16 protein-coding genes are annotated in these 17,054 nt (G+C 62.5%); 12 read left to right on the plus strand and 4 right to left on the minus strand.

Going from position 1 to position 17,054, the window contains the following annotated elements; translation table 11 throughout:
• The first annotated feature begins 29 nt into the window (after positions 1-29).
• The 12 genes from J2W49_RS04160 (at position 30) to J2W49_RS04215 (ending at position 12,897) form a co-directional block, all read left to right on the plus strand.
• Positions 30-461: a hypothetical protein gene (locus tag J2W49_RS04160; RefSeq protein ID WP_310311827.1), complete on the plus strand. Its 432-nt coding sequence runs from the start codon at positions 30-32 to the stop codon at positions 459-461.
• A gap of 69 nt (positions 462-530) precedes the next feature.
• Positions 531-1,430, plus strand: coding sequence for a VirB8 family type IV secretion system protein (locus J2W49_RS04165; protein ID WP_310311829.1), 900 nt, complete (start codon positions 531-533; stop codon positions 1,428-1,430).
• A 102-nt stretch (positions 1,431-1,532) separates the two neighbouring features.
• Entirely contained in the window at positions 1,533-2,285 is a 753-nt protein-coding gene (locus tag J2W49_RS04170) for a TrbG/VirB9 family P-type conjugative transfer protein (protein ID WP_310311831.1), read from the plus strand.
• The gene (locus J2W49_RS04175) at positions 2,285-3,361 is read left to right on the plus strand and encodes a TrbI/VirB10 family protein (protein ID WP_310311833.1); all 1,077 of its coding nucleotides are present in this window, start codon (positions 2,285-2,287) and stop codon (positions 3,359-3,361) included. Before J2W49_RS04170 ends, J2W49_RS04175 begins: the two co-directional genes overlap by 1 nt.
• Positions 3,362-3,464: 103 nt before the next feature.
• Complete coding sequence (gene virB11, locus J2W49_RS04180) at positions 3,465-4,514, plus strand: P-type DNA transfer ATPase VirB11 (RefSeq protein WP_310311834.1); 1,050 nt, start codon at positions 3,465-3,467, stop codon at positions 4,512-4,514.
• Between the two features lie 46 nt (positions 4,515-4,560).
• Positions 4,561-5,514 carry a lysozyme inhibitor LprI family protein gene (locus J2W49_RS04185; RefSeq protein WP_310311837.1) on the plus strand — a complete coding sequence of 318 codons (954 nt, stop codon included), beginning with the start codon at positions 4,561-4,563 and terminating at the stop codon, positions 5,512-5,514.
• A gap of 67 nt (positions 5,515-5,581) precedes the next feature.
• Entirely contained in the window at positions 5,582-7,561 is a 1,980-nt protein-coding gene (locus tag J2W49_RS04190) for a type IV secretory system conjugative DNA transfer family protein (protein ID WP_310311840.1), read from the plus strand.
• A 46-nt stretch (positions 7,562-7,607) separates the two neighbouring features.
• Positions 7,608-8,012, plus strand: coding sequence for a hypothetical protein (locus J2W49_RS04195; protein ID WP_310311843.1), 405 nt, complete (start codon positions 7,608-7,610; stop codon positions 8,010-8,012).
• Positions 8,009-8,353, plus strand: coding sequence for a hypothetical protein (locus J2W49_RS04200; protein WP_310311845.1), 345 nt, complete (start codon positions 8,009-8,011; stop codon positions 8,351-8,353). The genes J2W49_RS04195 and J2W49_RS04200 overlap by 4 nt, the downstream gene beginning before the upstream one ends.
• 27 nt (positions 8,354-8,380) lie before the next feature.
• Positions 8,381-10,894, plus strand: coding sequence for a zeta toxin family protein (locus J2W49_RS04205; RefSeq protein WP_310311847.1), 2,514 nt, complete (start codon positions 8,381-8,383; stop codon positions 10,892-10,894).
• Between the two features lie 159 nt (positions 10,895-11,053).
• Positions 11,054-12,397, plus strand: coding sequence for a phosphoglucosamine mutase (glmM, locus tag J2W49_RS04210; protein ID WP_310311849.1), 1,344 nt, complete (start codon positions 11,054-11,056; stop codon positions 12,395-12,397).
• Positions 12,394-12,897, plus strand: a complete 504-nt coding sequence (locus J2W49_RS04215; RefSeq protein ID WP_310311852.1) for a GNAT family N-acetyltransferase — start codon at positions 12,394-12,396, stop codon at positions 12,895-12,897. The genes glmM and J2W49_RS04215 overlap by 4 nt, the downstream gene beginning before the upstream one ends.
• Positions 12,898-12,913: 16 nt before the next feature.
• On the opposite strand, the gene J2W49_RS04220 is transcribed toward J2W49_RS04215, so the two are convergent.
• The 4 genes from J2W49_RS04220 to J2W49_RS04235 form a co-directional block, all read right to left on the minus strand.
• A complete protein-coding gene (locus J2W49_RS04220) occupies positions 12,914-14,116 on the minus strand; it encodes an exo-beta-N-acetylmuramidase NamZ family protein (protein ID WP_310311855.1) in 1,203 nt (400 codons plus the stop codon).
• The gene (locus J2W49_RS04225; protein WP_310311857.1) at positions 14,113-14,787 is read right to left on the minus strand and encodes a DOMON-like domain-containing protein; all 675 of its coding nucleotides are present in this window, start codon (positions 14,785-14,787) and stop codon (positions 14,113-14,115) included. The genes J2W49_RS04220 and J2W49_RS04225 overlap by 4 nt, the downstream gene beginning before the upstream one ends.
• Positions 14,788-14,845: 58 nt before the next feature.
• Positions 14,846-15,316 carry a hypothetical protein gene (locus J2W49_RS04230; RefSeq protein WP_310311859.1) on the minus strand — a complete coding sequence of 157 codons (471 nt, stop codon included), beginning with the start codon at positions 15,314-15,316 and terminating at the stop codon, positions 14,846-14,848.
• Positions 15,317-15,477: 161 nt separating this feature from the next.
• A complete protein-coding gene (locus J2W49_RS04235) occupies positions 15,478-16,821 on the minus strand; it encodes a hypothetical protein (protein ID WP_310311862.1) in 1,344 nt (447 codons plus the stop codon).
• Between the last annotated feature and the right edge of the window lie 233 nt (positions 16,822-17,054).

Genomic DNA, 17,054 nt, shown 5'->3' on the forward strand with positions numbered 1-17,054 from the left:
CGTCTACTCAGAACAGAACATCTTCCCTTATGACATCGCATCCCTATCTTCTACCCACCTTGCGACGCGCATTGCCCTTGATGGTGGGGGTTCTGCTCATGCAAGCCTGCGCCACGACGCCGCCCATGGCCGAAGACTTTGGTGACAACTGGAAGCCGGTGAACGTTCTGGCTGACACCCCCACGGAGATTCCGCTGAAGGAAGAGATGGCCATGCACCGTTTCCAGTTGCTTCCCACAGACACCAGCTTGCGGGGTTTGCTGGAGCGCTGGGCCAAGGAATACGGTGGAACGCTTGACTGGCAGTACCCCAGCGATCTGACCCTGGTGTCGGCGCTGGAGCAGGCGGCTGACAACAACCTGCAGCGCGCCCTGACCGTGGTGCGTCGCACCTACAGCCCTCAGCGCTTGCGAGTGCAGGTACTGGCCAATCGTGATCTGCGTGTCACGCGCCTGCCCTGAGGACCGGCCGCTCCACCCGATCTTCAGTCTGCCTGTCGAATCAAAAACCGAACCCGGAACGCCTCACCCATGGCTCTCTTCAAGCGCGAGATTTCAGAAGCCTCGCAAGACATCCTCAAGAAGTCGATCGACTTCGAGAGCAACACCATTTTTCAGGTCCGGCGCAGCGAGCGGCTGGCCTGGATCGTCACGTTCTGTTCCATGGCCGTGACCGTGTGCCTGGTGGCGGCCATCGCCTACATGCTGCCCCTGAAGGAAAAGGTGCCGTACCTGGTGACCGTGGATCTGAAGCGCAGCACCAGCACGGTCACCCACCTGCGCGACGACGTGGCGTATTCCGGTATTTATGCCAGTGAGGCGCTCAACCGCAGCTACGTGGCGCGCTTTGTTCAGGCCCGTGAGGGTTACGACTGGGACACCATCAACGAGCACGACTGGGAGTTTGTCGCCTCGATGTCGAACGATCAGGTGAAGCACCTGTTCGTCAAACAGTTCGACGGCAGCGCCCAAAGCCCGGAAAAGCGCTGGGGGCGCAACGCTGCCATCCGGGTCAAGGTCAACAGCATCGTGTTCCATGGCATGGACGAAGAACGGCGCAAGCCACCGGTGGGCGCGACGGTTCGGTTTGAAAAATGGAAGTTCGACAAGGCGAGTGGCCGCAGCGAGTACCTCAGCAGTCACGTGGGCACGATGAACTACGAATACAAGACCAACCTGCGCATGAGCGACAGCTTGCGGCTGCGCAACCCACTGGGGTTTCAGGTGACGGCTTTCCGGGTCGACGACGAGTTCAACGCGCCGGTGTTCAAGTCGCAGGAAATGGAGGGAGGCATTCCTCTGCTGGAAGAAGGCGAAGGCATTAGCTTCCGTGGTGCAGATGCAGCCGCGACCACCGTTCCTGCCACCGCCAAACAAGAAGAGCCTGCTGTCGGCCTGCCGGGTGCGCCGTCCACGCCGACCACTCAATGAAAAACGTATCGAGCGTGAACACAGCGGCCTCTAGACGGTGATACCCATGGGCATGAGGCCATGGATGTTGCCAATGAATTTTGATTTCAGGGAGTGAATGGAATGAACAGATCACGATGGTGGCCAGGCTTGGCGAGCGTGTGGTTGGGCGTGAGCCTTTGGGCGAATGCCGCCATCGCGCAGGAGGTGCGCACTGTGATGTACCAGCCCGATCAGGTGGTGCGCGTGAACACGGGGCTGGGCATTGCCACGCAGATCGAGATCAGTCCGCAGGAGCAGGTGAGCAGTTTCGGCACGGGTTTTAGTGATGGCTGGGAGCTGGTGCGAAAAGACAACGTGTTCTTTGTTCGACCCAAAAACGTGGACGTCGACACCAACATGTTCATTCGCACCAACATGCGGTCGTACCTGATCGAGCTGGTGGTCACGGCCACCAAGTGGCGATCCATTGAAGATGCCAAGCGCGCTGGCGTGCAGTACAAGGTGCGATTTGTTTATGGCAACGAAGCGCCTCCGGATGCACAGAGTTCCCAGTCGGCCCTCAACCAGGTGCTGTCACCCACGGCCGCACCGCTGAATTCCCAGTCCACCTACCACCTGAAGTACGACTACGCGGCGGTGCGCGAAGACTCGACCATCGTTCCCACCCGCGTGTACGACAACCAGCAGTTCACGTTTGTGCATCTGCCTGCCATGGCCAATGTGCCTGCGTTCTTTGGTCGCAATGAGCGCAACGGCGAAGAGTTTCTGGTGAACACCAAAACAGAAAATGGCGTGGTGGTGGTGCACGGCGTGTATCCCTATCTGGTGCTGCGCCTGGGTGCCGACATCGTCGGCTTGAGGAGGAACCCGTGATGAACGAACAATTCCCAACGGCGGACGGACAGCGGGCCGTCTTCAACGACAACATGCCGCGACTTTCATCCGGTTTGTCCCGCGGCGTGAACAAGATGGCTGTGGCCTACGTGGTACTGGTCTCGCTCGCCGTGATCGGTGCCACCCTGTGGATCACCAGCAGCGCGTTCTCAGCCGACGACAAGAAGAAACGCGTCACCTTCGAAGAAGTGGAGGTGCCCAAGAAGCCTGAATTCAGACCCGCGCCTCCACCCCCACCGCCTGCGAAGGCTGCCGCTGCATTGCCGGTGCCAGCCGCACCCTTGCCGCCTGTGCCGGAACCGCGAGACGACCTCCTGGAGCGCCGCATGGCCAACCAGGACAACCTGGTTGCCGCGCAACAAGGGCAGGGCAACAAGAGTCCGTTCTTCCAGGACGAGTTCTCATCGGTGAAGCGCGGCGCCGTGCAGCAACTGGCCAATGCCGACTTCACCCTCACGCGCGGGACGTTCATTCGGTGTGCACTGGAGACCAAGGTCGTGTCCACCCACCCTGGCATGACCTCCTGCATCGTGACCGAGCCCATCTATTCTGTGAACGGTCGACGGTTGCTGGTCGACAAGGGGTCCAAGGTCACCGGCGAATACAAGTACGTGGACGAGCACTTTGACCGCATCGGCATCGTCTGGACCCGCATTCTCACCACCACCGGCCTGGACGTGCGCATCGACAGCGCAGGGACCGACTCGCTGGGGGGCGCAGGTGTACCGGGCATCTACGACGGGCACTGGGGGGAGCGCATTGGTGCCGCTTTGTTGGTGAGTCTGCTGGCCGACACCATCGACGCTGGCGCACAGAAGTTTGCCGACCGAAACGACATACGAGGCAGAGAGACCACCCAATACGACAGCGATGGTCGGGTGGCGTCCACCCGGGTAGACCCCTGGGAATCGCACACGGCCACGACCACCAAGCGCGCAGCCACCGAAATGTTGTCCCGCTCGGCCAACCGCAAGGCCACGGTCACGGTGCTCAACGGCACGATCGTGAACATTTTTGCTGCGCGAGATGTGGATTTCTCTTCTGTGATGCGCTGATCGCGGCGACCCAGCGACCGGCCGGCGCCTGCGAGCTGCAGGTGCCGGCCACGTTGCTGTCCAACCCCACCACCCGCCACGCCATAGCCCGACTGCCTCTTTCATGACGCCTCACGACATTCCCGCAGAACCGGTTGCCGACATCTCGACCGAGTTTCTGGAATACCAGTACCACGTGCTGGGCATCACGGCGTACCTGAACGATCCCGAGGTGACGGAGATCTGCATCAACCGACCCGGTGAGCTGTATCTTGAAACGCAGGCAGGTTGGCAAACAGTGAAGGTGCCGGGGCTGACCTACGACCGCGCCAGACAGTTCTGCACCACGGTGGTCAATGAGAGCAAGACCGGCCAGCGCATCACCCACACCGATCCGGTGGTTTCACTGACCTTCCCGACCGGGCAGCGGGCGCAGTTTGTGCTGCCACCGGCAGTGCCTGCAGACACGGTGTCCATCACCATCCGGTTGCCTTCACGCTATGTGAAAACGCTTGATCAGTACCAGGCGGACGGCTTTTTCTCGCACATTCTGGAATGCAATGGCGAGGTCACCGAGCTGGACCGGGAACTGCTGGCGCTGCAAAAGGCAGGCGACTTTCATGGCTTCTTCAGCAAGGCCGTGCTCTACAAGAAAAACATCGTGGTGTCAGGCGCCACCGGCAGTGGCAAGACCACGTTCATGAAGTCGCTGGTCACGCACATTCCCGCCCATGAACGCTTGATCACCATCGAAGACGCGCGCGAACTGTTCATTGATCAGCCCAACGCCGTGCACCTCATCTATTCGCGCGGGGGGCAGGGGACCGCCAATGTCACCTCCAAAGGTTGCATGGAAGCCTGCCTGCGGATGAAACCGGACCGCATCATCCTGGCCGAAATTCGTGGCGATGAGTCGTTCTACTACATCCGCAATTGCGCGTCGGGTCATCCGGGCTCCATCACCAGTTGCCATGCCGGCAGCACCACCCAGACCTGGGACCAGATGGCCCTGATGGTCAAGGCATCACCCGAAGGGGCAGGGCTGGGGTTCAACGAGATCAAGCGCCTGCTGATGCTGACCATCGACATCGTGGTGCACATACAGGCCCATGCCGGCCGCCGCTACATCACCGGCATTGATTTTGATCCGGCTCGCAAGCTGGCGATGGTCTGACACAGCCATCGACAGCGCATTTTTTACACATCAGGAGGAAAGAAAAATGAACGTGTGGAACCCTATTCGACGCACCTGCGCTGTGGGCATGGTGCTGTGGATGACCGGCTGCGCCCTGTTGCCCCGTCCGGCAGCGCCCGAGCTGGCCGTGGTGCAATCGGAGGCCGAGTCCGGCGCCGAGGCCTACCGATTCCAGTTTGTGGCAGGCGACGGCCCGGATACAGAAAGCGGTTCGGTGGGTGTCGGGTTCATTGTGGTGACCCAAGGCGAAACCGAAGTGCAGAGCATCGCGCATGATTTCGGCATGTCCATGTCTGAGCTCGATCCTGCCCAGTGGTTGACCGTCGTGGATGCCAACGGCGACGGCCTGCCAGACTTCCTGGTCCCGAACCGCAGAGGTGAGGGTGACGAGCCCGTGGTCGGTAGCCTCTACCAATTTGACGAAGGGTCTGGGAAGTTCGAACTGGTAGAAGCACTTTCCAATATCGGCCTGATCGAGGTCACCAACCCTGGGTGCCTGACGATCACACAAGAGGTCGCAGACGCCCGGGTGATCCGACAGGAGCATTGCTACTCGCCCCAGGCGGGTCGGTGGGTCCGGCAGCTGTCACTGCCAGGGCTCATGGAGGAGGGGGATCGGCTGGCATCGGCATCGGCGTCGGCGTCGCCCGAAGCCCAGCAGGCCTGCGCCGGGCCTACGCCGACGCTGAGCGAATGCCGTCGCTTGCGTCTGACCACCGACCGCGCCCTGCAGGCCGCATTGGTGGAGCACAAGCAGGCCCAGCGTCCCGCTCTGGCCCGCGTACGCGGGCGCGTGTACGCCCAACGCTATGCCGTCAACCTCGATGCCAGCCACCGCTCGTGGCTGCGATACCGCGATAACCGCTGCCTTGCCTACGTGCGTGAGCAAGGCTTTCAGGCGCCGCTGTTCCAGTCGGCCAATGAGGCCTGTCGCTTCCGTCTTGCGCAATGGCAACTGCAGCAGTACCAAGTGCAATGACCTGCGACCGGTTGTCTGAAGTGGGGGCTGCATGCCCCGGGGCACCCGATGACAGGGGAGGCCATCCATGAGCAAGGCGAAATGGTGGTTCCTGGCTGGGCTGCTTCTCGCCTCGGCGGTCTGTGGGGCCTACCTGAGCGGCCTGCTGCTGTTCTGGCGGCTCGACATGCCGTTGCACCAGGTGGCCTTGACCAGCTATGGGGCGTATTGGCTGGCGCATGCGGACCACCCCTTGCACGGTTCAACCATCCGGTCCAGTGGGCTGCTGGGGTTCGGGTTCCCGCTGCTGGTTGGCGCGGCCCTGGCATTGGCAGCGGTGCTGCACCGGCGGCCGAACCTGTACGGCGATGCGCGATTCGCGACCTTGGCTGACCTGCGCGGCAAGAACATGCTCAAGGCCGAGGACACGGCGCTGGTGGTGGGCAAAAAGGACGGCAAGTTCCTGTACTTCAACGGTCAACAATTTGCCATGGTGGCCGCGCCCACCCGGTCGGGCAAGGGCGTGGGCATTGTGATTCCGAACCTCCTGAGTTACCAGGGATCGGTGGTGGTGCTCGACATCAAACAGGAAAACTTCGACCTGACCAGCGGCTTTCGGGCCAGGTACGGCCAGTCTGTCTATCTGTTCAATCCCTTTGCAGAAGACTTTCGCACCCACCGCTGGAATCCGCTGGGCTATGTGTCGCCAGACCCCAACTTCCGGATCAGCGACCTGCAAAGCATCGCCGCCATGTTGTATCCCACGGTCAATCTGCACAAGGACCCCTTCTGGGCCAACCAGGCGCAAAACGCCTTCATGGCATTTGCCTTGTACGCCTTTGAGCAGGCGAGCTACCTGTCGAAACGGTTCAAGTCCGATACCCCCATGGCAGCTCCCACCATGGGAAGTCTGTACCGGCTGGCATCTGGCCGGGCAGGGCAGGACTTCAAAACGTACCTCAAGGAACTGGCGAGCTGGTCGCTGCTGAGCCAGCCAGCGAAAACCGCATTCAATACGCTGCTGAGCCAGGCCGACGAAACCTTTGCCAGCATCATGGGCACCTTCAAAGAGCCACTGAATCCCTGGCTGAACCCGGTGGTTGACGCCGCCACCGCAGCCAATGATTTTGACCTGCGTGAGGTGCGCAAACGGCGCATGAGCATCTACGTGGTGATTCAGCCAAACAAGCTGGCCGAAAGCCGGCTGATCCTCAACCTGTTCTTCAGCCAGTTGATCAACCAGAACACACGGGAGCTCCCACAGGCCAACCCGGAATTGAAACATCAGTGCCTGCTGCTGATGGATGAGTTCACCAGCATTGGCCGGGTGGACATCATTGCCAATGCGGTCAGCTTCATGGCCGGCTACAACCTGCGACTGATGCCCATCGTGCAAAGTCTTTCGCAACTCGAGTCAACCTACGGCCGCGAAGTGGCACGCACGCTGCTGACCAATCACGCGCTGCGCATCATCTTTGCGCCACGCGAACAGCAGGACGCCAACGAATACAGCGAGATGCTGGGCTACACCAGTGTGCGCAAAAGCAGCGTCAGCCGCAGCCGCTCCCGTGAGTCGAGCTACACACGCAGCGAGAGCGAAGAGCGCCGCGCCTTGATGCTGCCGCAGGAACTCAAGGCACTGGGTGACGACAAGCAGATCCTCATCGTGGAAGGCATGGCACAACCGGTGATGTCCCAAAAGATTCGCTACTTCAAGGAGGCCGATTTCAAGCGCCGCCTGGAGCCGCGCGTGGTGCCCCCGCTGCTGCAAATGGACAACCGGCGCACCACCGGAATCGCGCCGCCCATGGGCTCCCCGGCTGCCGCTGAGACAGGATTGCCCCCAGACAGTGTGATGCACATGCAACCCAGGTCACCGCAGGAAACACCGTCGCCAGCCGCTACGGAGCAGCTCGGCAACGGTGTACCGACAAGCTCTGGACGCATTCCCCCCGAATACACTGGCCTGGGGGGCATTGTGGGAGAGTTCGATCGTGCTTTGTCCCATGTCAGGGCCAACACCACCGGGCAGTTTTCAGGTCTTTCGTCGATCGAGGTTCGGGCGTGAACGTACACCGTGTGGCACGACTTCGACGCATTGGCGAGGAGCACCCATGAGCGACATCACCGAACACCCTCCTGTTCCCCAGCTGCTGCAAGAGAAGCTGAAGGACTACCCCGAGCTGATCGCCCAGCTTCAAGAAACACTAAACAAGGTCGGACGATCGCCGCAGATGAGCAAGACCTTGCTGACGGATCAGTTTGAGTCAGCCATTTGGCGACTGGAAAGCAGATTGGATCGCCTCGCGTCTGAAGCCGCAGAGGAGCTCAAGGTTGCTGAAAGCGCGCGCGATCCGGAGCGCATAGCCAAGGCAGAGGCGAAGTGGCGTTTGATGGACGACTGTGCAGGCTGCGTTCCTGACTGTCTGCGTGAGCTTGCAGTCTTTTTCGGACAGACAGTAGGCCTATTCAAATCAATAGACTTCTTCTTTGTACCCACCGCCAAGGAAAATTCATGAGCGAACTCGTCGAACACCCACCCGTGCCTCAACTGCTGCAAGAAAAGCTGAAGGACTACCCGGAGATCCTTGCCGACCTGCAGGATGCGCTCAATGGAGTGAGCAGAAGTCCCGGAATGAGCAAGACACGCCTCACTGATGAGTTCGAGAAGGCCATCTGGAGTTTAGAGGATGGCCTGAGTCACTTCATGGCTGAGGCCGCCAGCGAACTTAGAGCCGCTGAGGCCTCGGGCGATTCAGCGCTTGTCGCCAAGGCTGAGGCGAAGTGGAAGTTGATGGCGAATTGTCGAAGAAGCGTTCCTCGCTGCCTGGATGAATTGGGCGCCTTCTTTGGCCGATGAGCGAAAAAGAAATAGGGGAGGTTCATCATGTCCAGCGAGCACTCACGAATACCCAAGGCGCAGCACAACAGTATTTTTGAAGACAGAGTACTTGCAGATAGTGAGTACACCAGTGTCAAGGGGGGAAACCAAACGCCACGGGCCATCATTCTTGCGGGTCAGCCGGGCGCTGGTAAAGGGGGAATGGTTCGATCCGCCAGGGCCGAATTCGACGGCAACATTGTCACTATTGATCCGGACGAACTGCGTGACTATCACCCCCATATCGACCACCTCCGTCGTCAGCATCCTTACACATGGTCGGGCGACACCCTTAGCGATGCGAGCCGATGGGCCAATGAACTGCGCGTCGATGCGGTGTCGCAACGCAAGCATCTCGTCATCGACACGACCACGCCCAAAGCCCGCCTGATTCGGGAGCTACAGCGCCAGGGCTACGAGGTGGAGGTGCGCGCGTTGGCTTCTCATCGGCTGGAGAGTGAACTGGGAGTGGATCAGCGTTTCTCTCGATCGTTGGAACGTTTTGGCCATGGGAGATACGTTCCCGAATCCGTGCGCAACGAGATCTACCAGAACCTGCCCGGCCAGCTGGACGACGTGCAAGCCAGAACGGGCGTTCCGATCCAGATATTCGATCGCGAAGGCCAGGTGCACTACGACTCACGTGTCACACCGGCCTTGGCGCCCGGTCAGGCGCTTGAAGCTGCTCGCGAAGCCCGGCTCACGCCCGAGCGTCTCAAGGAACTGGATGAAGCCTTGGTCGCCCAGCGTGAATGGCACCGCACACTGCCCGAACGCTTGCCCAATGCCCGCGTGAACGCACCGACCAGCGCGAACCTGCTGGCACAACGCAGCGAACTCCGGGTGGAAGAGGGTGTGGCCCAACTGCATCAACAAGTCCAGCGGCACCGAATCGATGCCACTTCCCGCGACGCACCCCATCGCCCCACCGAGATGGAAGCCGCGCGCGATGGGCCCCCGGGCCAACGCGACCACGTGACGACGACGCGGGACGGTCCACCGATCCGCGCAGGCACGGTGCTCAAGGGTGTGGGCGTGGCCGGCACGGCCTATGGCCTGTATGAAGGCTACGGCGATTTCCGTGATGCGGTGGACGGTGCGCGCTCCACCCGCGAGCAGCACGTGCGCGGCGCAGAAGCCGCCACCGACATGGGCGTGCGTGCCACGGTCTCGGGCACCTCGGCCGTCGTGGGTGGTGTGGCCGGAGGTGCTGCGGGTACCTTCGTCGCACCCGGCGTGGGGACCACGGCGGGTGCCGTGGTGGTGGGTGGGGCTGCTGCCGTCGGGGCTGAGCACGCCTATGAAGATTCACGGGTGCAGCAATGGAGCCGTGCGCTGGGGCGCGAGTTGGGTGCCATCAGCTACGACCATTTCTCCAAAGAAGGCCGGCTGCTGCGCCAGCTTGAAGGCTTGCGCGAAGAACTGAGCGAAGCCGCCAGTGCGGCCGAACGGCAACGGCTGCAAGGCGAACTCGACAAGGTAGGCGAAGCCTTCAAGACCGAGGCCGACCGCAACAACGCCTACTTCCAGGGGCGCGAGGCCATCGAGCAGGCCTGGCCCGCGATGAGCCAGCGCTTCGATGGACTGGACAAAGGCGACGTGGTCGATGCCTACCAGGCGCGCCTGGACGCAGGCATGGGCGCCAGCCGCGCGGTCAAGGCGGCCTACAGCGACACCGTCCACGAACAGGTGCAGCCCCGTGGCCTGCCTCACGTGCCGCAGGCCGACTACGGCGCCTACAACGACCAAGCGCTCGCCAGTGCCTGGCAGCGTTTCTCGCGCGAGGCCGAACAGGGTGGGCAACAGATTGAGACGCTGGAGCGCCGTGGACCGGAAGAGGCCAGCGTGCCGCTGGTGGGCGGCCTGATCGGGCGGCACTACCACGACACCACACTGGAGAAACTGCGCAACGCGCAATGGGAGGCCAATGGCCATCGGTCGGCGATCGAGGGTGAACTGCGCGAGAGAGGGCTGAGCGTGCCGCAGGTACCGGCGACGCGTCCGGCCAATGAACAAACGATGGAGCGCCAGCGTGATCAGAGCGGGATCGAAACGCCAGCCACCCGGCAGTCTGTCCCTATCGAGGTACCGGGTCGAACACATAGCGGTCTGTCCTCAGGCGCCACAGAGGGTCAAGGGCTCAGCCCGCAAAGCCGCAAGTTGCTGGCAGACAGTGAGCGAGAGGTGGCGCAGGTGGCCCGTCAACATGGACTGAAGTGGGACCAGGGGCTGAGCAACACCTGCTGCGCAGTGGCATCAGCGGCCCGGCAGGCCGGCATGACGCAGGTGAACCTGTTCAGGGCTGAGGCGGGTGTGATTCGCTTTGGGCAGTACGACGGTTACACCATCCGCGAAGGCGAGATCGACGCGGTGGCTGCGGCCAACACGCCGCAGACCGATTCGCTGCAGCGACTGGCTGCAGTGGACCGGCAGACGCAGCGGGACGAAGCCCGCGAGCTGCAACCGCTGGCGGCCATGGCGCGTGCGGAGCCTGAGGAACAGAGAACGCGGGTGATGTGATGGCCGGTGAACAAGTGATCTGGTCGGCAGCATGAATGAATGGGTGAGTAAGCATTCCGGTGTGGGCCAGACGGTTGAGCACACCCTAAAATGCCCACTCTCTTCAACGCCCTTTCCCTGCGATCCGGGCGCCCGTCGCACTCCTTCCGGACACTTTCCATGACACGCACCTATTTCGGCACCGACGGCATCCGAGGCACCGTGGGCCAGCCACCGATCACGCCCGATTTCGTCTTGCGCCTGGCGCACGCCGTGGGGCGTGTGCTCCGGCGTACCGAAGCACACCCCACGGTGCTGATCGGCAAGGACACGCGCATTTCTGGCTATATGCTGGAGAGCGCGCTGGAGAGTGGTTTCAACTCGGCCGGGGTGGATGTGGTGCTGCTCGGGCCCGTACCCACACCTGCCGTGGCCTACCTCACACGGGCCCAGCGTGCGAGCCTGGGCGTGGTGATTTCGGCCAGCCACAACCCGTTTGCCGACAACGGCATCAAGTTTTTCAGTGCGCAGGGCACCAAGCTCAGCGATGAATGGGAGCTGGCTGTGGAGGCCACGCTGGCGGAGGACCCGGTGTGGGTGGATTCGGCTGGGCTGGGCAAGACGCGGCGGCTGGATGACGCGGCGGGCCGGTACATCGAATTCTGCAAGAGCACCTGCTCGCACCTGTTCTCCCTCAAGGGCCTGAAGGTTGTGGTGGATGGGGCCAACGGTGCGGCCTACAACATCGCGCCTGACGTGTTCCACGAACTGGGGGCCGAGGTGGTGCGCATTGGCTGTTCGCCTGATGGCCTGAACATCAACCACAACGTGGGTGCCACGCACCCGCAGGCCTTGGTGGAAGCGGTGAAGCAGCATGGTGCCGACTACGGCGTGGCGCTGGATGGTGATGCCGACCGGCTGCAGATGGTGGACGCCAGCGGGCGTTTGTTCAATGGCGACGAACTGCTGTACCTGATCGCTTCAGACCGCATCGCGCGCGACATTGATGTGCCTGGCGTGGTGGGCACGCTCATGACCAACAAGGCGGTGGAGATGGCTTTCCGCAACAAGGGGGTGAAGTTTGTGCGTGCCAAAGTGGGTGACCGCTATGTGCTCGAAGAGCTCGAACGCAATGGCTGGGTGCTGGGCGGCGAGGGCTCGGGCCACATCCTGGTGCTGGACCGGCACACCACGGGCGACGGCCTGGTGTCTGCCTTGCAGGTGCTGCATGCCTGTGTGGACAGCGGCAAGACCATGGCGCAATTGCTGTCAGAGGTGACGCTGTTTCCGCAGACGCTCATCAATGTGAGACTGAAGCCCGGGCAGGACTGGCGCAGCAACACACGCCTGGCAGATGAAACCCGCGCGGTGGAGGCCGAGCTGGGCGATTCCGGGCGGGTGTTGATCAGGCCCAGTGGCACCGAGCCGCTGTTGCGTGTGATGGTGGAAGCCAGTGACGCGCAGCAGTCGCGCAGCTTCGCCGAGCGGCTGGTGGATGCCGTCAAAAGCCAGGTGCAGGTATGAACGCAGAACGCAATGACCAGATCAAGGTGGTGCGGGCCGACTACGCCGACCCTGGGCACGCTGCGGCACTGGTGATGGTGCTGGACGCTTACGCGAGCGAACGCGCCGGAGGCAGCGATCCCCTGTCAGCGTTTGCCAAGGCCAACCTGGTGCGCGAATTGGCCGCACGGCCTCAGGCCTACAGCGTGCTGGCCTTCGATGGCACGGCGCCTGTAGGCCTGGTCAATTGCATCGAGGGTTTCTCCACCTTTGCCTGCAAGCCACTGGTGAATGTGCACGACGTGGCGGTGCTGGCCAGCCACCGCGGCCGTGGCATTGCAGCGCTGATGCTGGCAGAGGCGGAACGCATTGCGCTTGAGCGTGGCGCCGTGAAGATGACGCTGGAGGTGCTCTCGGGCAACTCGGGTGCGGTGCGGCTGTATGAACGCATCGGCTTCGCCGGCTACGCGCTGGACCCGGCCATGGGCACGGCGCAGTTCATGCAGAAGTGGCTGGCCTGAACGCTGCGCTCAACGATCAGTAGAGTAGGTACTGCTGGCGCTCTGATGACCACGCTTCTTCATCCGGGCGCGTGATCGCCTCCAGGTCTGAAGGCTGCGCGGCTGGGTCGTCGACCCACTCCCGCAGTGCCGGCCCGCCGTTGATCAGGTCGATGGCCAGGCGGTCGTGTTCGTACTCGTAGGGGAAGTCGCGCCACAGCGGGTACTCAGGCGCCTGTAAACGCAGCGCCTTGAAAGCCAGGGCGTGCAGCCGCCAGGGTTTGAAAGCGGCGTGGTCGTAGTGCTGAGGGTCTTCCACATGGATTTGCACACCCGCGCAAAGCTTGCCCACGTGTTTGTGGAAGGTGGGCTCAAAGAAGCATTCCCGCAGCACGCAGCCCTGCAGCCACTCCGGTGCCAGCTTGCGCATGTCGTGCATCAAACGCCTGGCGTCGATGTCTGGGGCGCCAAACAATTCCAGCGGGTGCGTGGTGCCACGGCCCTCTGACAAGGTGGTGCCTTCGAGCATCACGGTGCCGGCATAGGCGCGGGCCATCCAGAGGTTGGCGGCGTTGGGGCTGGGGTTGACCCAGGTGCGCTCTGTGGGCCATCCAAAACCGGGCGCATCGTCTGGTTTCCAGCCTTCCATGGTGATGACGCGGTACTCCACTTCAAGGCCCAGCGTGGCAATGAACCAGTGACCGAGTTCACCCATGGTCATGCCGTGGCGCATGGGCATGGGGCCGGCGCCCACAAAGCTCTCCCAGCCCGGGCGCAGCGTGAGGCCTTCCACTGGCCTGCCCGCGGGGTTGGGGCGGTCCAGCACCCAGACGGCCTTGTCCGTGCGGGCGGCGGCTTCGAGCACATAGCGCAGCGTGGTGATGAAGGTGTAGATGCGACAACCCAGATCCTGCAGGTCCACCAGCAAGACGTCGAAGCTCTCCAGCATGGCGTCGGTGGGCCGGCGCACTTCGCCGTACAGGCTGAACACCGGTATGCCCAGGCGCGGGTCTGCGTAGTCGGGCGACTCGACCATGTTGTCCTGCTTGTCGCCCCGCAGACCATGTTGCGGGCCGAATGCTGCTGTCAGCCTCACATCGGGCAGGGCAGCCAGGGCATCCAGCGTGTGCGTGAGGTCCCGGGTGACGGAAGCCGGATGAGCCAGCAGACCCACGCGCCGCCCGGCGAGCGGGGCGCGCAGGGCGGGATCGGTCAGGAAGCGTTCGATGCCGAGTTTCATGAGGTAGGACGTTGGGATGGTGTGGCGGACCCACAGGCAGGGCCGGCAAGGTCCGCAGAAACCTGCAGGGCAAAGCCTTGTCGATGGTGAAAGTCGGGCTTGGCACCGGGGTGGCGCAATGCCCAGTAGCTCAATTGTTGATCCCTGGTTTCGATCACGGCAGTCAGACCGAGATCCAGTGGCTGACCGGAAGCGTACGTGTGCAACGCCGACACGGGAAGCCAGGCCTCCAGCACAAGGACCTCAGGTGTGCAATGCCACGCCACAGAGGGTGGAGGAAGGCTCTTCGCAGCCGACGCAGACTCCGCAGCGGTGTCGCGAACACGCTCGGCACTGAAGCGGTAGCTGGCCCATTGGCCTGACGGCGAAAAATTGAATTCCTGGTAGGCGGCGCCGCGCTCTGCCACAAAAGCCTCAAAGCAGGTGTGCTGCCACAGACCATCGGCAGGCCCGGGTGACGCCGGCTCAGGGATGAGCAATGCCGACAGGTCGCCCCGAACCTCATACCGAAGACGCCATCCCTCACCTGCAAACGTCACCGCGTGCTCGACCGACGCGGTGATCGCCAGCGAAATGCCGGCGGGTGCGGCTGGATGACAGATCAGCGGTTGTGGCGGTACCAGCCAGTGCGCAGCATGAAGGTGTTGGGGAGAAGTGGCGACGGGTTTCACAGCCCGCTATTCTGGCAGGCGCCTGCCGTGCAGAGCGCCCACTGAATGCTGCTGCACATCACGGCTGGTAGCAGCGGCCGCTGGGGTCCACCACAATGCGGATCAATTGATTGCCGCCACCGCCCCAGTCGTTGCCGCCGGTGAAGGTCAGGCAGCCTTCGCCCCTGTAGAACGTGATCAGGCGGCGCGCATCGGTACCGAAATAGAGTGGAATCCAGCGTTTGCCGGTTTCGTGTGCGTGCATCGCGTCGGGAATGCCAATCAGGCGTTGAACGGGCAGTGCCTCCATGCCAATCTGCAGTTGGGCGAAGCGGCTACCGGGCGCGGCGGTACCCACGATTTCACCTTCGAAGGAGCCGTCTCTGGATGGAACAATGCGGGTTTCACCGGGCCCTACCGTGCCGGCGGTACTGGCTGCCCTGGGGCTGGATGCCGCGGGTTTGGCGGGTTCGTCCAACGAGACGGTGGCGCAGCCCGCCATCAGCGAAGTGGTGAAGATCAGCAAAGCGCAATGACGGATGGGAGACATGCAGACAGGTCCTTGAATGGGATGTTGTACCAGCGGGGCGCTGACCCTGCTGATTCGGGGCCGCACTACGGCGACCCGGCAGGTTGAACCACCATTTTAGGGAGTGCGGAGGTGCGCGGCGCCCATACGCCACGCCGTGGAGGTAACAGTGTGCTGCGGTGTCAGGCAGGCAGATTCAGTGTTGGCGCCAGCGCCTGCATGGCATCGCTGCGGTCGCCGTCCAGGATCGCGGGATCGGGCAGCACCACCACAGGGGAGAAGCCGCCGCCTTCGGTGCGGAAGTTGGTGGTCTGCCCGGACCATGTTCGGGCGGCCAGCAATTGCACCTCACCCCGGAAGGTGTACGCACGCAGATCCACTTTCAGCCGCCGGGTCTCATCGTCCACCCACACCAGCCGCTCACTGGGTGGTATCAAGGTCTGTGCCACATAGCTGCCTGCGAGGATGTCACCCCAGACGCGTCGCGTCAGCTTGTCGCCCCGGTACGCGGCCCGGGCACCGAAACCGGCTGAGGGCTTGAAGAACAGCGTGCGCCGCTGCGCCCACAAGGCCTCGGCGTTCTCTGGTGTGACAAGCCGGGTTGCGGGCACAGCCTGCGCCAGCACCGCCAGCGTCGCCTGGTCCACTCCCCAGGACGCCAGCAATGCGGCGTCAGACAGCGTGATGAGGTTGCGTTTGTCTGCGTACAGCGCGTGGGTGCGCGGATGCGGGGTGAGCACCACGGCACCTGCCTGATAAGCGTGATTCAGGGCCAGGTGTTCCTTTGCCTCCAGGTAAAAATCGGTCAGGCGGTTGTAGACAAGATCCACCGACATGCCAGCGGGCAGGGCGGGGTGCCAGAGCGCGCCGTCGCGCCATTGCAACTCGCCTGGATCGGCGATCACGGCGATCAAGCCGTGGGCGGCGAGCAAGCCTCTAGCCATCTCGAACTCCGGCGCCAGGTACTGCTGTGCCGGCGCGTCGTCCACGATCAGGATGTTGCGCAATGGGCGGTCCGTCAGCTGGGATCGCCATTCGGCTTCGAACATGGACACAAAGGTGTCGTCCTGTGGCTTGGGCGTTGCAGGCGTTTTGAAGAGACCGTCAAAGGCTTCGCAGCAGGCCCGGTGGGCTCGGGCCAGTGCGGCGTTGAGAATCGCGCCACCTGCGTTGCTGTTGATCTCGATGAGCCTGGGGCCGTCGTCCGCCAGATGGAAGTCGTAACCCATGAACACGCCCGCAGGGCCCCAGTCCCTTTGCGCAATCGCCGGTGCCTGTGCAATGGCCAGCGCCTGCCATTCCGGCCGCGCGATCACGCGTTCGAGCGCCTGTACCGTTTGAGCGAGCTGCCGGCCGGTGCTGGCGTCGAGAAACACGGCGGTGGAAGAAAACAGGTGGGGGTGGCTCGTCGCCAGCTGGGCGACCAGTCCTTCAAGTGCCGGGTGGGTTTCCAGTTGCTCGCGCAGACGATCGGCTTGGAGCGTCTGGCACGCACAACCCAGGTTGAGTGCTTCGGCGAGGTTCATGGTGTTGAGGTGCAGGCGACTGCTATGAAGGATGAAGAAAAATAATACTTCAATGATATTTGAAAGATCTTTGATGGTGGGGGAAAGATCGTCATCAAAACTTCATCCAGATGCCATGCGTGGGTCATGCGCAATTCCCAGAATGCAGGTTCATGAACAGACACACAAACCACACGGGACCATGGAGCGTCCTGTTTGCAAGGGATCCGATCATGAACCTGACCAAGAAGCAG

Source organism: Hydrogenophaga palleronii, assembly GCF_031457455.1.
Lineage (GTDB): Bacteria > Pseudomonadota > Gammaproteobacteria > Burkholderiales > Burkholderiaceae_C > Hydrogenophaga > Hydrogenophaga palleronii_A.